The organism is Paenibacillus sp. FSL L8-0436, assembly GCF_038593025.1.
Classification (GTDB): Bacteria; Bacillota; Bacilli; order Paenibacillales; family Paenibacillaceae; genus Paenibacillus_AQ.
Map to the genome: position 1 here is coordinate 7027001 of NZ_CP151955.1, position 21479 is coordinate 7048479.

Below are 21479 nucleotides of genomic sequence, written 5' to 3' on the forward strand. Positions count from 1 at the left end.
CTACTGGCTCCACGCTTGCAGCTTGGACCGGCAGTCTGTAATCTATTGCTAACTAACGTTATCTATCCCCCTCAGGTATATCCTTCCAGATGACATTATTCCCGTAGTTTTTGCCCCAATCGTACATCATACGCAGTACAGGCAGCAGGCTCTGCCCGTATTCCGTCAAAGAGTATTCTACTCTCGGAGGGACCTCAGCATACACCTTTCTCAGCACAAGCTGGTCTTCCTCCAGCTCACGAAGCTGATTGGTCAGCATTTTTTGCGTAATATGAGGAATAAGCTTCTTCAGCTCACTGAAACGTTTGGTTCCTTCAAGGCCTAAGTGCCATAAGATGATCAGCTTCCATTTACCGCCGATAACGGCAAGCGTAAGCTCCTTCTCGCAGTTGATTTCCTTCAGATTGATACGGTCTTTAATATCCGTCGCCAAGGTATGCGGCCCCCTTTCGTTCTTTAACATCATACTACAAAACACCCGGGGGCCGCACATCGCCGGCAGGCGCACCGGGGCCATATTCCCTATGTACGCATACAGACCGCAGGCTCGGCCTGCGGTCTGTATGCTGCGTATGCGTTTTATTTGCTGGACAGGCTTCCCTGCAGGCTGGCTGCGCTGAAGTCCGGCTGCGCTTCAATCGTGGTGTCACCCGCTGCTTTGGCTTTTTCCAGTGCTTCGTTATAACGGGTATTCAGATCCTGAAGCTCCTTGTCCAAATCTCCGCCGTCAAAAATATATTTGTTGAAAACATCGACTTTCTTCGTTCCTTCCAGGCGTCCTTCGGTAGTCACCAGCGGAGTTGCCGGATAGATGGCATCAAATTTCGTTGGCAGGAAGTTCTCGATTCCCGGAATATCCGGAGCTTTCGCTGCAGCAGCAACGGAAGGAATAACCGAAACCCCGTATCCGCCTTCCTGATAGGCAATCTGCACCTCATCGCTGTACATCCACTCGATAAATTTCCAAGCCGCTTCCTTCTGCTCCGAATCCTTGCTCATCGCCAGGTAGCTGCCGGAGATAACCTGACTGGCACCATTTTGCTGGCCGTCCACTGTTGGAGGAAGCGCTGCGGCCCAGCGGATATCGGTCGGGAACTGGGTTTTGTATACGCTCGGCTCGACAGAATGGTTGAAGTACATCCCGATTTTACCCTGGGCGAATTGCGCACGCAGCGGGTCAATATCCAGCGATTCCGAGCCCGGCATCATGCTTCCGTCCATCGTGATCTGCCGCAGTGCTTCAAGCGCTTCCTTATACATACTGAAGTCGAACTGGCCGGTCTGGAAGTTGAAGCCCTCTGTACCTGCCGTTTTGCTGAGGGTCGTGATCGGATAAGCGATACGTTCAAAGCCGCTTGCGCTTTTGAAATTTCCGGCGAAGCCATAAGCACCGCTGGCTTTACCCGCCTCGGTAATCTTCTTGGCATCCTCCACCATTTCCGCCAGTGTGGTCGGCGGCTCGGTAATTCCGGCCTTCTCGAACAGATCGACGTTATAGATCAGGCGCCAGAACTGGCCGATATTCGGCAGGGTGTAGATTTTGCCGTCCACGGTGTTCTTCTCATTAATGAGTACCTTCTCGAACCGGCTTTTCATTTCCGGTGTAATATAACTGTCGAAGGACTCCAGGTAGCCTTTTTTCACCCAGGTTGGCACATTCCCCGTATCCACACGCAGAATATCCGGTGCTTGTTTACTGGAGAAGGCAATATCCACCGATTGGGCGTAGTTCTCGGCCATCACCTTCATTTCAATATCGACATCGGGATTGAGGCCCTCATACTCACTGATTTTCTGCTCTATAAAGTCAGAATCATGACGGTCGATGGTCCAGTAGACCAGCTTTGTTTTCTCAGCGGCTGTATTGCTGCCCTCCGCCTCCGTATTTGTATTGGACGAGGAGCACGCAGCCAGCGAACCGGCCAGCAGCAGCGAAACTCCAGTCAGCATCCACTTATTTCTTTTCATCTAAATTGCCTCCCTTTTCTTTTTGTAATCGCATTCATTTCATATAAAAATTATAGAATGTCCGCCCGATTCTAAGTGAAGGAGAAAACAACTATTCATGGGAGACGAAATCACTGTTTCTGCGCTGCGTGACCGAAGCGTATTTGGAGCGGAAGTCGGTAGGGGTCATGCCGGTATATTTTTTGAAGAGTTCAGTAAAATAGGGGCGGTCCTCATAGCCCAGCGAGACGGCGATATCCTGAACCTGCATGCCTTCCAGCACCAGTTCCTTGGCCTTCTCCATTCTGCGGCTGATAATGTATTGGGCGAGCGTCATCCCCATCTCCTTTTTGAACAGATTGGAGAAATAGCTCGGGCTGAGATGAACCTCTCTGGCACAATCAGCTACGGAAAGGTTGCGGTGCAGATTTCCATTGATATGGACGATGGCCCGCTCCACCAGCACACGCGCATCGCTGGACTGGCGGATTTGCACGTACGCACAGCCCTGGCGGCAAAATTCCCGGATCTGCCTGCGCAGCTCCTCAAAGGAGGCGGCTCCGTTCATGTCGGCCAGCTTCTTCTCCAGCGTCTTAACCTCCAAGTCTGAAGCCTTGTCGGAAAAGACACGGTGGATCGAATGAGCCAGTTCAAGACACATTGTCTTGACGATTGCCGGGCCCGGCAGGGCGGGAGCGCTCAGCCATTCATTCCAGATGTCGCCTAGCTGTTCCTCCGCTTTGGCCAGATTGGCCGAACGCAGGCAGTAGAGCAGTTCCTTCTCTTTGTCGTAAGAGTACCTGGGCAGCGCGGCATCCCCCTCCAGCGATTCCACATAACGGTATACGCTGTTCCCGCCGGTCAAAAAAGTATTCGCCAGCGCAGACAACGCCTGGGCATAGGACACGGACAACTGGCCGGCCTCCTCGATCTCCCCGCCGAGTCCGATCGACACCGTCTGGTACGTATGACGGCATACGTTCTCCCGGCATTTCTCCGCGAGCTGTTCCGCATCCAGCTCCGCCGGGGGATTCATGACGATGACGAATTGATTGACGTGCTCGCGGAAGACGAGGCCTTGCGTATAGGCAGCAACCGTCTCTTCCAGAATATTCTGCACCGCAAAACGGATCAGCTCGACCTCGGATACTGGCAGGGCGGCCGTGCGCTCTGCAAAAAAGTCTATTTCCGCCACCAGCACACAAAAGTCACGGCTGTTCATTGTAATGGCATAGAAATCCCACTGCTGGCTGAGGTGCTGCTGCCTGCTGCCATAGCGGATGAGCAGACGCATATACTCCTGGCGCAAATAAGGCATGCTCTCCCGCAGCTTCTGCTCCATCCCCCGCATCTGTTCGGCCTGGGAGCGTTCCCGCTCCAGCACCTCTTTGGCCTTCAGAACCGATTCAAGCACCTGAGGCTTGGTAAAAGGCTTGACGATCAGGTCAAAGGCCCCAAGCTTCACCGCTTCCTGGGCATATGTGAAATCGGAGTAGCCCGTCAGGAAAATCAGCTTGATGTCCGGCTGCTCCGCCTGAATGATCCGCATCATCTCCAGTCCGTCGGTAAACGGCATGCGGATGTCGGTCAACACAATATCAGGCCGGTGCTTGCGGATCTGCATTAGCCCTTCTTCTCCGTCGGCCGCTGTTGCTGCAACTACAATGCCGTGCTCCTCCCAGGGGATTCGCTGTGACAAGCCCCGGACAACGGCCGGGATATCGTCAACAATACATATTTTAATAGGTTCAGTGTGGTTCAGGATAAACTCCACCTTCCATTGGAAATGAGAGAACCGCTTCGGTTTCGATAAGTGGACGGCTGCAAAAGGATAATCCGGCCTCCTTGCTGTAATACAGCTGCAACCGGCTGCAAATATTGGATAGAGCGTACCCTCCGCTGCCGACAGGCTCCTTCAGCCGGACATTCAGCTTCTCCGCATCCATGCCCGCCCCGTTGTCGGTTACCCGGATTACAAGATTGTGCGCCTCCACTGCCACGGAGATCCGAATCCTCCCTCCGTTCCGCAGCTCCTTCAGCCCATGCAGAATGGAATTCTCCACGAGAGGCTGAATGATAATCTTCAGCACGGGAAGCTCCAGCAGCTCCGGCCCTGCGGTTATCGTATATTCGAACAATCCCTCGTAGCATTGCTGCTGTAGGTTCAGGTACTGGCGGACATGCTCCAGCTCCCTGCCCAGAGTCGTAATTTCCTGCCCGTTGTTCAGGCCCAGCCGGAACAGGGCGGACAGAGAAATCACCATCTGCTTCACATCTTCATATTCATCCATTTCGCATTTCCAGAAGATTGTATTCAGTGTGTTATATAAAAAATGGGGCTCAATCTGCGCCTGCAGCGCTTTGATCTCCGCTTTCCGCTTTTCTTTTTCCGTATCCTTGACTTCAAGAATCAGCTCGCCGATCCGGTCCAGCATCTGGTTGAATTTACGGCCCGCTTCCCCGATCTCATCCTGAAACGGACTCTGGAAACGGGCGCCCAGATCCTCCTGCTCCACCCGCGACATCGTCTTCTGCAGCTTCAGCAGCGGCCCAAGCAGCAGTGCGGACAAATATCTCGCCAGCAGCAGCGCGATCACAATACAGACAGCCATGATCATCAGCACCAGCCACTGAATGCTGCGCACAGGCTGGAGCAGCTCCTTCTTCGACTGGTAGCTGACCAGCAGCCAGTCGTCCGCATACCGTGATTCGGCATAGCTGACCAGCATCGGCCCGCCGCCGGCGGAATACTCGAAATTGCCGCTTTTTGCTTCAAGCAGCTTGTCCATAAATGCCGCCGAGCGTGACCATTCCGGCCGCTCCTTGTCTCCGAAGACGCTTGCCCCCGTCTTATTGATCAGCAGAAACTTTGCGCTGCCGAGGCTGGCACCTCCGCTGACCGTATCTTCCAGGATGTCCTCCTTTACATTGACGGTCAAAAAGACATCCGGCACGTAATTCTCCGTAAGCGGCTGCAGCAGCAGGGAAATGACCTGATGCTTTCCGGCGAACAGCTCATCCTGGTGGCTCTCCACCCAGTTCGATTCCGGATTGTCCTTGATCCGCTTATACAGCAAAGACTCCATAAATGGAGTCGCTGTTCTGCGCAGATTGCCGGCGGAATAGAAATCCCCGTCCGGCGTACTGATCAGTATAGATTCAATGGAGTTCTCCGTCAGCTCCGCCTGTGTAAAGGGGCCTTGCAGCAAGGAGAAATTGGCGAAAAACCGGTCTGTGTTATGCGCTTGTATGTCCCTTATGGTCTGCTTGTACGCTTCACTCAGCATCATCGTGGAGGAAGCCACAATAATCTGCTTCAGCTTCTGGTCCAGCACGTTGACCGACTGGTTCAGCACATTGCGGTTCAGGTCGATGGAATTGCGCTCCATAGCCCGCGAAGCAATGGAGTAGGCCCACAGGCCGGTAATAGAGATGCAAAAGACCGTCAGTGCAGTAAACGACAGCCATATTCTTTTCTTCAGCGAGGTCCGGTAAAGCCAGGCCTTCAGCATGGTTCCACATCCTTTGTTGACCGGCCGCCCGGAGAATCGCTGCGTTAGCCTCAGCCCTTTACAGAGCCGGCCGTCATCTGCATGAATGATTTGTTGGCAAAAATATAGACAATAATCATCGGCAGCATGGACAAGCATGCGCCGGCAAGCATTAACTGGGGCTGTGCCGCATCCCCGATACCGTATTTCAGCCCGGCCAAACCTACGGTCAGTGTCTGCAGGGCAGGCTGCGTCATGGTAAATACCAGCGGCAGAATATATTCATTCCATGCGCCGCGGAAGGTCCAGAGCGCAGTCACCCCCAGCGCGGGCGTCAGGAGCGGCAAGATAACACGAAAGTATACGCTATAGAAGTTGCAGCCGTCAATAAACGCCGCCTCGTCAAGTTCCTTCGGGATCGCCCGCACAAAACCGATCAACATAAAGAATGCGGTCGCATGGGCACTGATCAGAATGATGATGACGCCCCAGAGCGATTTTTGCAGATGAAGCGATACCATAAGATCAAACTGGGGACGCAGCACGACAGCACCGATGGAGATAAACAGAGTGCAGGACTGAATGACCACATACAGCCGTTTCCCGTAGAAATCAACCCTTGCTACTGCATATGCAGCCATCGTTCCTATCAATAGAGTGCCTATAGTAGTAAATGTGCTGATAAATACGCTGTTCCAGGTGAAGCGTGCGAAATTCGCTGAAGTCCAGGCCTGCGAATAGTTATCGAATTTCCATTCCTTCGGCAGCAGGGTTGTTCCTGTAGTCAGCTCCAGATTGGACTTAAGCGACCCGAAAAAGGCCAGAACAATCGGGAACACCGCAAAAGCCGCCACCAGAAGCAGGAAAATCCACAGCAGTACCTTGGACAGCAGCGCTTTGGTCTTAACCGAACGCTCAGCTTGTGCCGGAGACATTTTCGTTTCCGCATGCAATGTGCTCACTGTACATTCTCCTCTCTTTTAATAGATATCATTCAGCTTCTTGGATACATAAAAGTAAACCAGCGTGATCAGACCGACGATAACCGCAGTGGTGAACCCGACCGCGCTCCCGTAACCAAACTGCTGGATGCTTGATCCTCCACTCGATACAGGGAAAAACAGTTTATAGAGATACAGATACATGACTTCCGTCTTGCCGTACGGCCCGCCCTCGGTCAGCACCATAATGCTCTCGTAGCCTTTCAGAGAGACGGTAATGGCCAGCATGATGATCATTTGCAGCACAGGTCCCAGCATCGGAACGGTAATGCTCCACATCTTCCGCAGCGGCCCCGCGCCGTCCAGGGAAGCGGCTTCATAAAGATCCTCCGGAATATTCTGCAGCCCGGCAATAAAGAGCAGCATATAGTTGCCGACCGCACCCCAGATTGCGATAATAATCGCCGTGATTAAGGCGTGTTTGGCGCCCAGCCAGTCTATGGGAGCGGATACAATTCCGGCGCCCATGAGCAGCTGATTCACCATTCCGTTGTAAGAGTTGAAAATAACGTAGAACACAATCGCCATCACCGAAGCACTGATCACGGTAGGCATGAAATAAATCGCCCGCAGCAGCTGGCGCCCCTTCAAGGCGCGGTTGAGAATTACCGCCAGTACAAACGACAGCGGGATGGTAATCACAAGCTTGCCGCCTGCATAGATGAAGGTGTTGACCACGGACTGCCAGAAATCCTTATCACGGAACAGCCGCTCGAAATTATCCAGGCCGATGAAAAGCGGTGTGCCGAAGCCCTGATAATCGTAGAACATGTACTTTAAAGCCCAAAAGATAGGGTACACCCCAAAAATCAGTGTCAGAATCAAGCTTGGCGCTACAAAGGTCCAGGCGTTTATTTGACGTTTCGTTTCATTCATTGATTGTTCCTCCTGTCATTGGACTTGCGCTTCTGTCCTAATCATACGTCCCTCTGTGCATACACAGTTAGGGAGAAACCGACTGCGCTAAGGGGGAGAATTTCACTTTTTCATTTAAAATAAGCCCCGAGGTCAAGACCTCACTTTGCCGGGCAGTTTTCAGTCGCTTTGTCCCCTCTGCTTCCTGTTTTTATCCATCCCTGATTCAATCGCGGGACAGCTATAATTAAAGAAGAAACTATAAGTTGAACTAAAAAACTACTTGGAGGCAAAAGCAGCGGAGGGGAATTTTGGAACTGCAGGAGCGATAGCGACCGCCTTTGTCTACGGATTTCAACCGCAATAGCGGTATTCTTCAAGAAATCTGTAGACAACAGCGGCCGGAAGTCCAAACATTTACCGCAGTTGCGTTCTATGCCGGATCGGTAAATCTAAAGTTCAACTTATACAAATAACAGAACAGGATTACAACTTCACAGGGAGGTTTGATTCTACCAATGAATTCAGCATATAACGGCGCAGCCGAAGCCCGCCCCTTCGGCTGCTATGACCGGGAACAGCTGGGGGAAATCCGCAGCAGAATTGAACAGATTCCCGCAATTGCGCAGGAATACGCAAGACAGCAGCAGCTGTCCGGACATTTTGCCGCCCGTGAGGCAGCCGTGCCGCTTAGCGGCCTTGGTATATTCCGGGTGGAACCCTTCGTCTTCAAAGTTCCTGCCGGGGCCGCCTTCCTGAAGCTGGCTGTTCATGTCCGGGGACAGGGCGTTGCCCGTACCTGCGGCGTGCGCCTGACACATTCCCAGCTTGGGCTGCCGGTGGCACTGATTAACGGCAGCTTCGGGGAGGCGCTGAACGGCTGGACCCAAATGCCGGGAAGCGGCAGTACCATTGTGCTGGAGCAACTGTCCGGCATCGGCATCGGCCTGCAGCCTTCCGGGGTGACTCCGGCTGGCGGCGTGCCGGAGGACCATGTGCGGAGCGTACGAATCAGCAATACAGCGGAGGCAGAGTGGACGGTTCTACGTTATGAGGAGCTCCTGCCTGTATGCGCAGGGGATTATTATGGTATCCAGACAGAGCTCAGCCTGGAAGCCCCTCTTGTGAACGGCGGCATATGCACCGGGGTAACTTTTCTCGATTCAGCAGGAGTGCCGCTTGGACTGGAGCTGCTGTCCCCGCTTTTCAACCGGCCCACGCTGACCAACTGGGCGTATCTGCTGGAGGCTGCCGGTGCAGATGCCAACCTGTATATGGTCTCAGGTGAAGAGCTGTATGCCGGGCTGGCCAAGCGCAAGCTGCAATACATGCTTGCCGATATGCGCGTCGGCATGGATATTTTCCGACGGGACGGCTGGCATGACGACGACACCTACGGCGCTGTGCATATCGGCCGGGGACTGGCCGCCGCCTCGGTCATCTATGACCAGATTGCAGGCAGCGGAGCGCCCGCTGCCGGGGAAACGGCGGCACTGCTCGCCGATTTCCGCTATATCGCGGCGATGATGACGGATACCGCCTACTACCGGTTCGACCTTACGGCCTTCCCGGACGAGAAGGGCGGCAAGCGCAGCAACTGGAATGCCGACCGGGCAACCGGGCTCGGGGTCTATGCGCTCCTCTTCCCGCAGGAGGCCGAAAGCGGAGCATACCTGGAGCATGCCCGCTCCGTGATCGACTGGCAGCTCGCGGAAGTGGTTGATGCGGAGGGCGCATGGCCGGAAAATGTGCGCTATCACGGCGCCGTACTGCACCGTTATTTCCTTTTCTTTGCCCTGCTGAAGCGCCTGAGGGGAATTGATTATTTCCGGCATCCCAAGGTAAAGGCGATGTACCGCTTCCTGATAGGCATCGTGACAGCAGAGGACATTATTCAAGGCGGCCCTTCCGGTGCGCCCGTTCTGCTTACTCCGGCTGTCGGCGATGCCAATGTGCAGGAACAATGGTTCCGCCTGCTCGGCTACGCGGCCCGATTCTATGCAGAGGAAGATCCGCAGCTGGCAGCGGAAATGGTCTGGACCTGGAAGCACGGCGGCGCACCCGTCCAGGATACCGGCGCCTTCCCGCTGCCGCTGGTCGCGCTGCTGTATCCGCAGCCGGATCTTCCGGAGCGGCAACCTGCTCTCCGCTCCGTACATTATCCAGGCATCGGCTATGTCATCTTCCGCGGCGGAGAGCAGAACCTGCAGCATTATGCCATTTACGAGGCTTCACCACTGACCTATCACGCCCATCATGATGAAGGCCATTTCTCCATCTGGGCAGATGGGATTCCTCTGACGCTGGATGCCGGAACCGGCGGCTATTACAATGGGGACCGGCACTGGTATGTGTCCGGAGCCGCGCATAATGTCGTCCAGTTCACCGGTGAAACGGGAGACCTTCTGGACGGTCCGCTGCAAAGCGTCTGCCGGGAGGTCTGCTTCTCAGAGGAGCTGGATTATGCAAAAAGCCTCATTCCCGATGCGCGGGCCGGAGAATATGAGCGGCATTTCTTGTTCATCAAAGCGGGTTTTGACGCTTATCTGGTCTGGGACCGGATTGAGGGTGGGGCAGACAGTGTCTGGAATCTGCATACGCTGAGTACGGAGGCCGAAGTCACGGAGCAGGCCATTGACGCCATAGGCTTAGGAGGCATGCGGCTGAGCGCGCATATCGCCGAGCCTGCCCTTCCGGTCATTACGACCGGAGAGGGGGCCGTAGGCGGAGCGTACCCGCTGGCCGCGCAGCAGCATTTCCGTGTGCACGGCAACGCTGGCGAGGACTACGTGGTGCTGCTGCATCCCCGGGCAGCAGCGGCTCCCGCACTCCGGCTGGAGCCGCTGGAGTGCGAAGACGCCGGAGAAGGCGTCCGCTTGTATAAGATCACCCGCGCAGACGGCGTTTGGTGTGTCGCCGCCATCAACGGCTCCACAATGACCCGCCGCATCCGCGTTCCCGGTGGCGTTCCGCTCAGGCTGCTCGGCACAGCAGAAACGGCTTTGGCTGGAGGGGCAGAGGCTGGTTACACAGCGGCCCAAGCTGCGGAAGCCCGGCATTCGCAGGCTGGGCTGACAGTTCTCGAGGACTCGGAAGCGGACATCCTGTACCTTGAGCCTGGAACAATTCAGATTTCCGTTCCAAAAGGATTTGAACGGGTCTGACCCTATCTATTCATCTTCACGTTCAGACCGCGAGGCCCATCAATTGCACTTGATACAGCAGAAAGACCATAACTTGGCCTAAAAACTGAATCTCCTGCACTTCGTGCAACAGATTCGTAAAAAAAGGACTATTTCAACCAATACATCCGAAATCAGCTGCATGAAATACAACAGATTGAGTTTTGCCGCAGTGTAATACCTATTCTGTTGCATGAAATACAATCATCCTAAGCATCCGGCATTGCTGCCTCAATTACTGCCCTTGTCAGGCAGCAATTGTATTGCAAATTCAACTATCCTAAGGAGGAAATAGACATGAGCAATCTTGGAGTATGGGAACCGGCGGAGCCGGGCGTCAAACGCTGCATCCTGAATGCGGCAGCCAGTCTGATGATGATGGAGGTTCATTTCGAGGAGGGAGCCGAGGGCTATGAGCACAGCCATCCGCATGAGCAGATGAGTTACTGTCTGCGTGGAAGCTTTGTGTTCCGCATTGATGGCAAGGAATATGCTATAGGAGCAGGCCAGAGCATTGCCATACCGGGAAATGCCAAACATGGCGTGACTGCACTGGAGGCAGATTCCGCGCTGCTTGATGTCTTCACTCCTATCCGTGAGGATCTGCTTAAGCGCTAGGCTGCATCCATAGGATAAGCAGCAAAATACACCTAAACAAACCACGCCTGTCCGGGCAGCCGGACAGGCGTGGTTTGTTTTATTCCAAGTTGGCATGCTTGCCGAACATCTGCGTAGTGGTCTGGCCGGTCTGCTCCATCATCCGCAAAATCACAGCATCATAGAAGACGAGCAGGGTCTGTTCAAACAAGGAGGCCATAGGCTGGATGGTGGCGCGCTCTCCGCCGTTTTGTTCTTTCGGAGAGCCCGGCAACTTCACTGTATAATCAGCCAGTCTGCCGATCGTCGACTCCGGCGCAATGGTCACAGCGGCAACCGCCGCGCCAAGCGCCTTGGCTTTCTCCGCCATCGCGAGCAGACTCTTCGTTTCACCCGATCCCGAACCAAGCACCAGTACATCGCCCGCTTCGATTCCCGGCGTCACAGTCTCGCCGACTACATAGGCCTCTTTACCGGCATGCATCAGCCGCATAGCAAAGGCCCGGCCCATCAGCCCCGACCGGCCCGCCCCGGCGACAAACACCTTGCCGGAGCGCAGCAGCAGCACTGCAAATTCCTCAGCTTCTGCTGCATCAAGCTGCTCTGCCGAGTGCTGCAGCTCCTTCACTATTTCCTGTGCGTAGCTAACGGTATCCATACGAGCCCTTAGGCCTGGCTCACAAGGCGTTTCATTTCTGCCGCCGCTGCCTTCTGGTCACTTTCACCGGTGATGCCGCCGCCAACGATAACGAGGTCAGGTCCGGCTGCAATGACTTCCGGCAGTGTGCTCAGCTTAATCCCCCCGGCAATCGCAGTTTTGGCCCGCTTCACTACGCTTTTGATCGCATGGAGATCGGCGAAGGAATTTTTGCCTTCGGCCTGATGATCATAACCGGAGTGTACACACACATAATCCACACCCAGTGCGTCCACTTCAGCGGCTCTTGCCTTGATATCCTTGACGTTGATCAGGTCAACCAGAATCTCTTTATTCGTCTTCTTGGCTTCCTCAACGGCACCTCTAATCGTCGAATCATCGGAAACACCCAGCACGGTAACGATATCCGCACCCGCCTCCACGGCCTTCATCACTTCATAACCGCCTGCATCCATAATTTTCAGATCAGCCAGTACGGTCAGCGCCGGGAAAGCTTCTTTAATGGCCTTCACCGCGTGCAATCCTTCATTAATAACAATCGGTGTGCCGATTTCCACAACATCAATAAATTCGGCCACCTCCGAGACGATTTCCTTGGCTCCGGCGATATCCACAAGATCTAATGCTAATTGCAGCTTCATATGATAAATCTCCTCTTTAGTGTATTTTTGTAAGTGTTGCACTAAGTGTAAGTTCATACAGCCCAAAAGGGAAGTAGGCACTTTATTGTGATGTAGTTACCTGGAGGATACTATTGTGCTGCGCAGAGGCTTATTTGAGGCCGATTCTGAAAGAAATTCATCCAGTTTTTCATTATTTTCGTAAAAATACTGCATTTTCATAAAAGCTGTGCTAACATACATTTTGTTTGGGACTAAAGCATTTACATTAGTACGGGCAATAATTATAAGAAGGTGTATTATGGAGCAAGCAAAACATCAAGAGTTCAACCTGATTAAGCTGACCTGGCCGATTTTCCTGGAGCTGTTCCTGTTCATGCTTATGGGCAGCGTCGATACATTTATGATCAGTTCGGTATCGGACGATGCCGTATCCGGCGTGGGTGCAGCGAATCAGATTATAGCTGTAGCTATTCTAGTACTCAGTGTAATCGGAAACGGCGCAGCCATCGTCGTCTCCCAATATCTCGGTTCGAAGAAACCGCAGGAAGCGGCTAATGTAACCGGAAATGCAATTACGCTCAATCTGGCCGTAGGCCTCATTCTAAGCGCAGTTCTGCTGCTGTTCGGCGGAAGCCTGCTGACTGCGTTGAACGTGCAGGGTGATATCCTCGTCTATGCCAGAATGTATATGAACATTGTAGGAGGCGGCATTTTTCTGCAGGCGCTGCTTAACGCGCTGGCGACCACAATCCGCACGCACGGCTTCACGAAGCAGACGATGATGGTCTCCCTGCTCATGAATATCATTCATGTGGCCGGCAACTACATTCTGATCTTCGGACATTTTGGCTTGCCTGCAATGGGAGTACAGGGTGCGGCCATTTCCACAGTGCTGAGCCGGCTGATCACGCTGGTATTCTTCTTCCTGCTGCTGTACCGGATCGTGGAGGTAAGGGTCAAATGGACCTACTACATTCACCTCTCCAAAAAGTACGTGCTGCAGATTCTCAAAATCGGTATTCCGTCTGCTTTTGAATCCATTACCTATCAATCCTGCCAGCTGGTATTTACGCTGTATATTACGTATTTGGGCGCTGAAGCGATGGCCACGCGCCAATACGCGCTGAACATCTCGAGTTATATTTTCTTGTTCAGCGTCGCAGTATCCATGGGCACCTCGATCATTGTTGGACATTTGGTCGGTGCAAAACGTCCCGAGGAAGCCTATTCGCGGGTATTCTCCAGCGTGAAGTGGGCTCTGCTTGTCACCGTAATTATGGATGTTATCGTTATCGCCTTCCGTGTACCGCTATTCGGACTGTTCACCGACAATGAGAGCATTGTCCGGATGGGTGCCCAGGTCATCCTCCTCAGCTTCTTCCTGGAGACGGGACGCACCTGCAACCTGGTGATCATTAACTCTCTGCGGGCCTCGGGCGACGCTAAGTTCCCTGTTTATATGGGGCTGATCTCCATGGTCTGCATGAGTCTGCCGCTTGGCTATTTTCTGGTGTTCACGCTTGACCTCGGCCTGGCCGGGGTATGGCTGGCCACCGCTTTTGACGAATGGGTAAGAGCCGTGATGATGTATTTCCGCTGGAAGAGCAGAGCCTGGGAGAAACATGGGCTGATTCAGCATGACGCAGAGACACCGGTTAGCCCCTCCCCTGCTGCAGCACATTAAGTATTCCGCAAGATGAAACAGCTTATACCTTGAAGAAGGCGGTTCGCCAAGGTCTTTTCGACCTGACGAACCGCCTTTTTTCATTTATAATGATTCCATAAAAATACATAACAGGAGACGAGGCCGCATATGACCACACATTCACCGAAAGAAAGTGAAATTGAACATTTCAATGCCCTGGCCGCCGGATGGAATAACAGCGAGGAAGCCGTTGCACAGGCCCAGAAGGTTCTAGAAGCTCTGAGCATAAAAGCAGGGCAGAGCCTGCTGGACGTAGCTTCCGGCACCGGTGTCATACCCGCTGCGTTGCACAAGCTTGGCATCCGCCCAGGCCGCTATCTGGCCCTCGACATCTCCGGCGCGATGCTGGAAGCGCTGCGGGAAGGCTATCCTGAAGCAGAGACGCAGTGTGTTGACTTCGAAGATCCCTTCACTTGCGAGTCCGGCTTTGATTATGTGCTGATCTATAACAGCATTCCCCATTTTGTAAATCTGGAAATGCTGTTCGTCAACGCGGAGCGCAGTCTGAACCCCGGCGGCACATTTATGATTGCCCATTCCAGGACCAGGCAGGGACTTAAAGAGCATCATGTGCGGATTGGCTACAGCAGCACGCGTGAACCGATTCCTCCGGATCAGGAACTGATAGAACTGGCTGTCCAGCATGGTTTTGACGGGATTACGATTGAGGATGAAGAATTATACCGCTTCTCCTGCTCTCGCGTCAGCCTTTAACAGAACCGGCGGCAATGCCCTCGACAATCCGTTCACTCATAATCAGGAACACCAGCAGAATCGGCAGAATGCTGATCATCAGCGTGGCACCGATCGCCCCCCAGTCTGTAGTATACTGGCCGATAAAATTCTGGACCCCGACAGTTAACGTCTTGTATTTGTCGGAGCTGATGAATGTGTTGACGAAGATGAACTCGTTCCAGTTGTAGATCATATTGATAATGGCTGTTGTTGCCAGCACGGATGAAGTCATCGGCAGCACAATCTTGAAGAACATTCTGTTCACCGAGCAGCCGTCAATAATTGCCGCCTCCTCCACTTCCTTCGGCAGCGCATAGTAGAAGCCAAGCAGAATCATAATCGTTGTGGGCAGGTTGAACGCCACATACGACAGAATGATCGACAGCGGATTATCCGTTAAATGCAGCTTCAGAAACATACTGAACAGCGGAATCAATGTGGAATGGACAGGGATCATCAGCCCGACCATGAACAGGCCCAGCACCAGTGATCTGCCCTTCCAGATCATGCGGGTCACGGCAAAGGTGACGAAGCTGGCCAGCAGTACCGTAAGCACCAGGGCAACGGCCGTAATCCAGACGCTGTTCAGAAAATACTGTCCTATATTTCCGTTGACCCATACATTTTCATAATTGCTCCAGTGCGGATGCGCCGGAATGGCGAATGGAGCCATGTTGAATACTTCCTGATTGTTCTTCAGCGAGAAAATGAGCAGCCAGACTAGCGGCAGCACCTGGATCACAGCTACGGCGATAAGGGCGAGGTACATGACGCCATAACCGGTTCTGTGCAAGAGCGGTACCCCGCTGCGCTGCCGAATCGGCGGGTAGCCCGCAGCGGCTTGAGTTCTCATGATAGGCTCCTCCTTTCAAGGCGGGCAATATTTAAGAATACTGGATCGTATCTTTCGAAGCAGTCGCCTTACGGATCAAATAAGTGGCCACCAGACAGATGAGCAGCAGGAAGAACCCGACCGCGCTGCCATATCCGAAGTCAAAGCTGCGGAAGGCCTTGTGATACATATAAGATGCCATAACTTCACTTGCCCCGTTCGGCCCCCCGTCAGTCATGACATAAATGAGATCAAAATATTTCAGCGACCCCACCACCGACAGTACCACCGTCACCTTAATCACCTCACTGATCAGCGGCAGCTTGATCCGGGTGGCGATCTGCCAAGGATTGGCCCCGTCTATCCGCGCGGCTTCCATCAGCGATTCGGGAATGTTCTTTAAGGCAGCATAATAAATCAGAATATAAAAACCGGCATATTGCCAAATAATCGGGATAAACAATGCAATCAGCACGATGGAGGGCTCAGCCAGCCAGGACGGCGGATTGTCGACCCCGAGAGAAGTCAGCAGGCTGTTCAGCACACCATTGGTGGGATGATAGATCTTCATCCACAACTGCGCGATGGCTACGGAAGACAGCAGCATGGGGATCAGGTAAATTTTGCGCAGCAGATTTGCGCCCTTGATTTTGCCGGATAAGACCAGAGCAATCCCTAGATAACCGATGAGGCTGATGCCCGAGAACAAAGCAAGCAGCAGGGAATGCAGTGCGCTTTGCCAGAAGGCATTGTCCCGCACCAGCTCCTTATAATTGTCCAGTCCGATGAATACCATCTTGCCGATGCCGTCCCACTGGTTCAGTCCATAATAACCGGTCAGGACAATCGGAATATAAATAATGCCCATGATGAGCAGCAGGGAAGGCAGCACATACAGTGCGATCACCAGCTTGTTGGACATCACTTTCGCCATGGCGCAATCCCTCCTTTCCTTCCTGAAATACTCGCATTAAAGGGGGCGGAAGTCCCCGCAGCCAACCTGAGGCTTCCGCTTCACACTCTATTCTTAATTGCCTTTCTCTACAGCTTCTTTATGTTTGGCGGCGAATTGTTCGGGGGTTACCGCCTTGCCGAACAGCGCCTGAATCATATCCAGGTGGACTTGTGCAGCGCCCGGTTTCATTTGCACATCGGCAAACAGCGTGATGCTGCTGGCATTATTCAGCTCATTCAGCAGATCTACATACAGCTGAGGCAAATTGCTGTTCGCTGTATCGACCTTGGTAGCCGGGATTACGCCGGCAGTGGTAACGGATTCTTCACCCCACTTGGAGACAAAGTACTCCACAAACGCTTTAGCCTCTTCCTTCACCTTGGAGGACTCGGCTACGAACAGGCCGACACCGGGACCGCCCACCCAGCTGTTGATGTTTCCCTTGCCGCCATCGACGGTCGGGAATTTGAAGAAGCCTACCTTGTCCTTGAATTCCTGCGGAATATCAGGGTTTGTCGTAAAGTTCGGAAGCTCCCAGGTACCCATCAGGTACATAGCCGCTTTTTCATTCATGAATTCGGACTTGCCTTCATCGTTGGACAAGCCGTTGAAGCCCTTGTTGAAGGCATTCATGTCAACCAGAGTCTGCACTTCGGCTGCCGCCTGGATGAGGCCCGGATCATCGAAGGAGCCTGTACCGTTCGTAGCTTTCTTCAGCGTGTCACTGCCGGCAATCCGGTCGGCCAGATACATATACCACAGTGAACCGGTCCAGCGGTCTTTGTTGCCGAGGGCAACCGGCGCCACTCCATTATCGGATAGCGTTTTCACAACTTGCTTGAATTCCTCATAGGTGGCCGGTACTTGCAGATTATGTTTGGCGAAGATGTCTTTGTTGTAGTAAATCGGTGAAATGTTCAGCTCAATCGGTAACGCGTAGGTTTTGCCGTCCACCGCATAGGCTTCCGTAGTCCCTGCGACGAATTTATCCTTCAGCTGTGCCCCGCCCAGGATATCATCCAGCGGAGCGAACAAGCCGCCTTTTACATAAGGCTCCATGAAGCCTGCCGCCCATGTAATTCCGACATCGGGAAGCTCATTGGAAGCGGACAGCACCTTGAGCTTATTCTTATACTGCTCGTTCTCCAGCACCTCCTGCTTGATAGTAACGTTCGGATGCTCCTTCTGGTATTCGTCTATAATCTGTCCGACCAGTTTGTTCTGCTGGGCGGAGCTGCCCGCCGGCCATAAATGCATCATATTAATCGTGACTTTCTGCGCAGGAGCATCGGTAGCCGTTTCTGTGTTCCCCGCTCCCGCCTCGCTGCCACTTGCGGCGTTATTATTCTTCGTCCCGCCGCAGCCTGAGAGAATCAGCGCCAGCGTAAAAGTCAAAAGCAGGCCTCTAGTCAACTTGTTCCTTGGCATTGCTATAACCTCCATTTTTTCAGTTGTGCGGATTATGTAACCGCTCTCAAACAAATTTTAACATTGCAACCGGAGGTTTATAAGATCACACTCATTGGCAAAACTTCCACTTTTATTGGATTTCCGTCTGCCTATCCCCCATCTGCTGGCGGTAGCGGCTTGGGCTCATGCCTTCAAGGGATTTGAATACCTTGATAAAATATTTGTCCGTGCGGTAGCCTACACGCTCGCCGATCTCGCCGATGGACATTCTCGTCTGCAGCAGCATTTCCTTGGCCCGCTGAACCCTCAGCCGCGACACATATTCACTGAAAGGAACCCCCGTCTGTTCCTTGAACAGCACACTGAAGTAACTTGCGTTCAGGTGGATCAGCCCGGCCACCTCAGCCATGCTCAGCTGCTCTTGCAGATGCTGCTCCACGTAGACAAGCGCTTCTTTCACCGGCTCTCCCATGCCGCTGCGCTCCGGATCCATCTCCAGCAGTTTGTGGTCAACCAGCTTCTCCAGCTTCTCACGCCGCTGCTCCTCTTCCCCGCGCTTCAGGGCAGCCTCAACCACCTGCAGCAGTTCACCCTTGTCCAGCGGCTTGAGCAGATAATTGACTGCCCCCAGCTGCAGCGCCTGCTGCACATATTCAAATTCAGCATAGCCGGAAATGACGATCACCACCGGCTTACGCGTCTGCCCCTCCAGCGAGCGGATCAGATCCAGCCCGCTGACCTCCGGCATCCGGACATCGGTTATCAGCAAATGGACCCGCTCTCGCAGCAGCCGTTCACGGGCTTCAATCCCATTATCTGCGGTTTCCACGGTATATCTCCCTGTTGCCCATACTTCCAGCGTCTGCTTAATGCCCTGCCGGGTCCGCGGCTCATCGTCCACGACCAGAATCATTTTGTTGCCCAGGTTCATAGGTATATCCCCCATTGTTCGGTATTTCAAAGGTAATGGCCGTCCCTTGGGACGGTTTGCTGTCAATCATCATTCCTTGGAGATCCGCGCTTTCCCGGCCATAGTAGAGCTTAAGCCGCCGCTGAACATTAACGAGGCCCACACCATTTCCCTTGGAAGAGATCGAAGGTCCGCCCTCCAGCGAATTGTAAAGCGCCTGCAACGTGTCCGCATCCATTCCCGGACCATTATCGCTTACGGTTATTGTCGTCCAGCCCTGCCGGAGTGACGGCTGGACAACGACGCTGACCAACCCGCTGCCGACACGGCTCTCGACTCCGTGCAGAATCGCATTTTCGGCAATCGGCTGGATCAGCAGCTTCGGCACCGGAACAGCCGCCGCCTGCGGAGCCAGCTCGACATTCCAGGTCAGACGTTCGCCCATCCGCATCTCCATAATCTGCAAATACCGCCGGACCTGTTCCACCTCTTCTCCAAGTGTTACCCATTCATCCATGTTCGGATTGCCGATGATATAACGGAACAGCCGCGACATCACTACGACCAGACCGGCCAGCTCCTCTTCCCCCTTCTCCTCCAGCGACCAATTGAACGCCTCCAAGGTGTTGAACAGAAAATGGGGATTGATTTGCGCCTGCAGCGCTTTGAGCTCCGTGCGGCTTTGCAGCACTTCTTTTTCATAAACTACCCGGATTAAGTCGTTCATATTGGTGATCATGCCATTGTATGTGTTGTTCAGCTCCCGAAGCTCCACCGTAGATACAGACTGCAAATTGGGGGTCAGCACTCCGAGCCGCGATTTGCGCATCGCCCGGATCAGATGCATGATCGGCCGCGTAATCATGGTAGACAGCACAAACGACATAATCAAAAACAGCACCGTTCCGAGCGCCCCGGAAACCAGCAGCACCGTCCGCAGCACAGAGATCCCCTTCGTCACATAGCTGACAGGCGTAAGCACCAACAGTGTCCAGTTGGTCTTGTCCGAGCGCAGCTTGACCTGCACATATTCTTTGTCCTGAAAGCTGACGGTCTGGTCCTTGCTGTGGAGCAGCGGCAGCAGATTAGCCACCGGGGCTTCGCTGCTGCCCAGCAGCTGGCCGTCATCACTGACAAGCAGAATCGACTCGCCGCTGTCGCTGCCCGAAAGCGGATCATTCAGCTGAAAGTAACTCCGCTGGATCCGCGCCATGAGATAGCCGCCCCGTGAGAACCAGCGGTCCATCAGGCTGACCTGGCGGATCGCCAGCAGACTCTGGTCATCATTCGGATCGACGCCAATCCAGACCAGTCTGCCCTTTTGCACATTAGCTTCGCTAATATAGCTGCCGTTAATCCTTGTACTCAGGCTGCCGTCTTTAATCGGGAACAACAGCCGGTAATCGGCCGTATACAGCTCAAGGGAGCCGACGCTCGGCATGTAAGCCTGATAGCTGGATACAATCTTCAGCAGCGACTGCCGCTGGTTAAAGGACACTTTCTGCCCGTTAAGCTCTTCAAGCAGCAACTGCTGGACCGTCGGATGATTGGCCACCTGCTCTGTGAGACTGTCTATCTGGCCGATCAGTGCGTCCAGTCTTCCGTTGGCCTGAACCGCAGTCTGCTGGATATGCCGCTCGGAATTATTTTTCAGCAGCGAAGAGACCCGGTCATACACAAATGCTCCCGAAACGACAATAATGATCAGCATCACAAGCAGAAATCCGATAAAGATTTGATTGCGCAGCGTATTCAGCTCTTTGAATCTTCCGTACACTTTGGCCCCTCCTTCACTGACAGCGCTTCCAGCTCTATTTTCCAGAAGTGCTACCGCTTGGTCAAGACCTATTGTCATTGGGGGCACTCCAGGACAACAAAAAACCCCTAAGCCAGTCCCCGATTCAAGGGAGCTTAAGGGTATCGACGTTAGAAGAAAACCGGTCAAATCAACCGGGAAGAGCAAACTACGTAATTGTAATTCCCTTCTTTATTTCCTTCATCTCATGATTCGTGTTGACAAGCATAGGCAGGATCTTCATGCTTCGGGTCATTGGTGAATTGCATTGCCAGCAGGTAGGCACATATTGAAAGGCGAAATTATCGCGCATCCAACCGGTGCAGCCTTCTTTGGTGCAGGACCAAATGGTTGTGTCTTCCTGCGGAAGATCCTCCAGCGCTTTTTTACGAAAATACATAAGTACCCCTCCTTAGTTCGTATCCATACGATTCATTACCTTTTCAGGAACGTTAGGACAGGTATGCGTAATAAAAAAAGCTGCCCTCAACTTGTGTTAAGGACAGCTTTGATTTAAGAAATTACAGTTTTACAACGTTTTCGGCTTGTGGTCCACGAGCGCCTTGAGTTACATTGAACTCTACGCGTTGGCCTTCATCCAAAGATTTGAAACCTTCACCAGTGATTGCGGAGAAGTGTACGAATACGTCGCTTCCACCTTCAACCTCGATAAAACCGAAACCTTTGTCTGCGTTAAACCATTTCACTGTACCTGTTTGCATAATATTACCTCCAATATTTTATTTAACACATGTCCTTTTATTCCTACGTATTGTACGAACA

19 protein-coding genes are annotated in these 21479 nt (G+C 53.2%); 4 read left to right on the forward strand and 15 right to left on the reverse strand.

What is annotated here, in order from left to right:
• Positions 1 to 58 precede the first annotated feature (58 nt).
• The 6 genes from NSS79_RS32380 to NSS79_RS32405 form a co-directional block, all read right to left on the reverse strand.
• Entirely contained in the window at positions 59 to 433 is a 375-nt protein-coding gene (locus NSS79_RS32380; RefSeq protein ID WP_038597780.1) for a helix-turn-helix domain-containing protein, read from the reverse strand.
• Between the two features lie 146 nt (positions 434 to 579).
• Positions 580 to 1968: a sugar ABC transporter substrate-binding protein gene (locus NSS79_RS32385; RefSeq protein WP_342437559.1), complete on the reverse strand. Its 1389-nt coding sequence runs from the start codon at positions 1966 to 1968 to the stop codon at positions 580 to 582.
• A 91-nt stretch (positions 1969 to 2059) separates the two neighbouring features.
• Entirely contained in the window at positions 2060 to 3721 is a 1662-nt protein-coding gene (locus NSS79_RS32390) for a response regulator (RefSeq protein WP_342437560.1), read from the reverse strand.
• Positions 3696 to 5459 (reverse strand): histidine kinase, encoded by a 1764-nt coding sequence (locus NSS79_RS32395; protein ID WP_342437561.1) that lies wholly within the window; start codon positions 5457 to 5459, stop codon positions 3696 to 3698. The genes NSS79_RS32390 and NSS79_RS32395 overlap by 26 nt, the downstream gene beginning before the upstream one ends.
• Positions 5460 to 5509: 50 nt before the next feature.
• Positions 5510 to 6373 (reverse strand): carbohydrate ABC transporter permease, encoded by an 864-nt coding sequence (locus NSS79_RS32400; RefSeq protein ID WP_342440483.1) that lies wholly within the window; start codon positions 6371 to 6373, stop codon positions 5510 to 5512.
• Between the two features lie 45 nt (positions 6374 to 6418).
• Complete coding sequence (locus NSS79_RS32405; protein ID WP_038597786.1) at positions 6419 to 7315, reverse strand: sugar ABC transporter permease; 897 nt, start codon at positions 7313 to 7315, stop codon at positions 6419 to 6421.
• Positions 7316 to 7812: 497 nt separating this feature from the next.
• On the opposite strand from NSS79_RS32405, the gene NSS79_RS32410 reads away from it, so the two are divergent.
• Both NSS79_RS32410 and NSS79_RS32415 read left to right on the forward strand, forming a co-directional pair.
• Positions 7813 to 10458 (forward strand): heparinase II/III family protein, encoded by a 2646-nt coding sequence (locus NSS79_RS32410; protein WP_342437562.1) that lies wholly within the window; start codon positions 7813 to 7815, stop codon positions 10456 to 10458.
• A 315-nt stretch (positions 10459 to 10773) separates the two neighbouring features.
• Positions 10774 to 11094 (forward strand): cupin domain-containing protein, encoded by a 321-nt coding sequence (locus NSS79_RS32415; RefSeq protein ID WP_342437563.1) that lies wholly within the window; start codon positions 10774 to 10776, stop codon positions 11092 to 11094.
• 79 nt (positions 11095 to 11173) lie between these two features.
• On the opposite strand, the gene hxlB is transcribed toward NSS79_RS32415, so the two are convergent.
• Positions 11174 to 11731, reverse strand: coding sequence for a 6-phospho-3-hexuloisomerase (gene hxlB, locus NSS79_RS32420; RefSeq protein WP_342437564.1), 558 nt, complete (start codon positions 11729 to 11731; stop codon positions 11174 to 11176).
• Between the two features lie 8 nt (positions 11732 to 11739).
• Positions 11740 to 12372: a 3-hexulose-6-phosphate synthase gene (hxlA, locus tag NSS79_RS32425; protein WP_038597793.1), complete on the reverse strand. Its 633-nt coding sequence runs from the start codon at positions 12370 to 12372 to the stop codon at positions 11740 to 11742.
• A 280-nt stretch (positions 12373 to 12652) separates the two neighbouring features.
• Here hxlA and NSS79_RS32430 point away from each other — a divergent pair, with 280 nt between their 5' ends.
• The gene (locus NSS79_RS32430; protein ID WP_342437565.1) at positions 12653 to 14038 is read left to right on the forward strand and encodes an MATE family efflux transporter; all 1386 of its coding nucleotides are present in this window, start codon (positions 12653 to 12655) and stop codon (positions 14036 to 14038) included.
• Positions 14039 to 14167: 129 nt separating this feature from the next.
• Complete coding sequence (locus tag NSS79_RS32435; protein WP_342437566.1) at positions 14168 to 14773, forward strand: methyltransferase domain-containing protein; 606 nt, start codon at positions 14168 to 14170, stop codon at positions 14771 to 14773.
• Here NSS79_RS32435 and NSS79_RS32440 read toward each other — a convergent pair.
• From NSS79_RS32440 to NSS79_RS32470, 7 genes are all read right to left on the reverse strand, one after another.
• A complete protein-coding gene (locus NSS79_RS32440; RefSeq protein ID WP_038597797.1) occupies positions 14763 to 15647 on the reverse strand; it encodes a carbohydrate ABC transporter permease in 885 nt (294 codons plus the stop codon). The two genes, NSS79_RS32435 and NSS79_RS32440, sit on opposite strands and share 11 nt — an antisense overlap.
• 31 nt (positions 15648 to 15678) lie before the next feature.
• Positions 15679 to 16560, reverse strand: a complete 882-nt coding sequence (locus tag NSS79_RS32445; protein ID WP_038597799.1) for a sugar ABC transporter permease — start codon at positions 16558 to 16560, stop codon at positions 15679 to 15681.
• Positions 16561 to 16653: 93 nt separating this feature from the next.
• Positions 16654 to 18009, reverse strand: a complete 1356-nt coding sequence (locus NSS79_RS32450; RefSeq protein ID WP_342437567.1) for an extracellular solute-binding protein — start codon at positions 18007 to 18009, stop codon at positions 16654 to 16656.
• A gap of 112 nt (positions 18010 to 18121) precedes the next feature.
• Positions 18122 to 18922: a response regulator gene (locus tag NSS79_RS32455; RefSeq protein WP_076110975.1), complete on the reverse strand. Its 801-nt coding sequence runs from the start codon at positions 18920 to 18922 to the stop codon at positions 18122 to 18124.
• Complete coding sequence (locus NSS79_RS32460; protein ID WP_076110974.1) at positions 18882 to 20678, reverse strand: sensor histidine kinase; 1797 nt, start codon at positions 20676 to 20678, stop codon at positions 18882 to 18884. Before NSS79_RS32460 ends, NSS79_RS32455 begins: the two co-directional genes overlap by 41 nt.
• A gap of 187 nt (positions 20679 to 20865) precedes the next feature.
• The gene (locus NSS79_RS32465) at positions 20866 to 21096 is read right to left on the reverse strand and encodes a cold-shock protein (RefSeq protein WP_342437568.1); all 231 of its coding nucleotides are present in this window, start codon (positions 21094 to 21096) and stop codon (positions 20866 to 20868) included.
• Positions 21097 to 21217: 121 nt separating this feature from the next.
• A complete protein-coding gene (locus NSS79_RS32470) occupies positions 21218 to 21418 on the reverse strand; it encodes a cold-shock protein (RefSeq protein ID WP_036722718.1) in 201 nt (66 codons plus the stop codon).
• Positions 21419 to 21479: the final 61 nt, after the last annotated feature.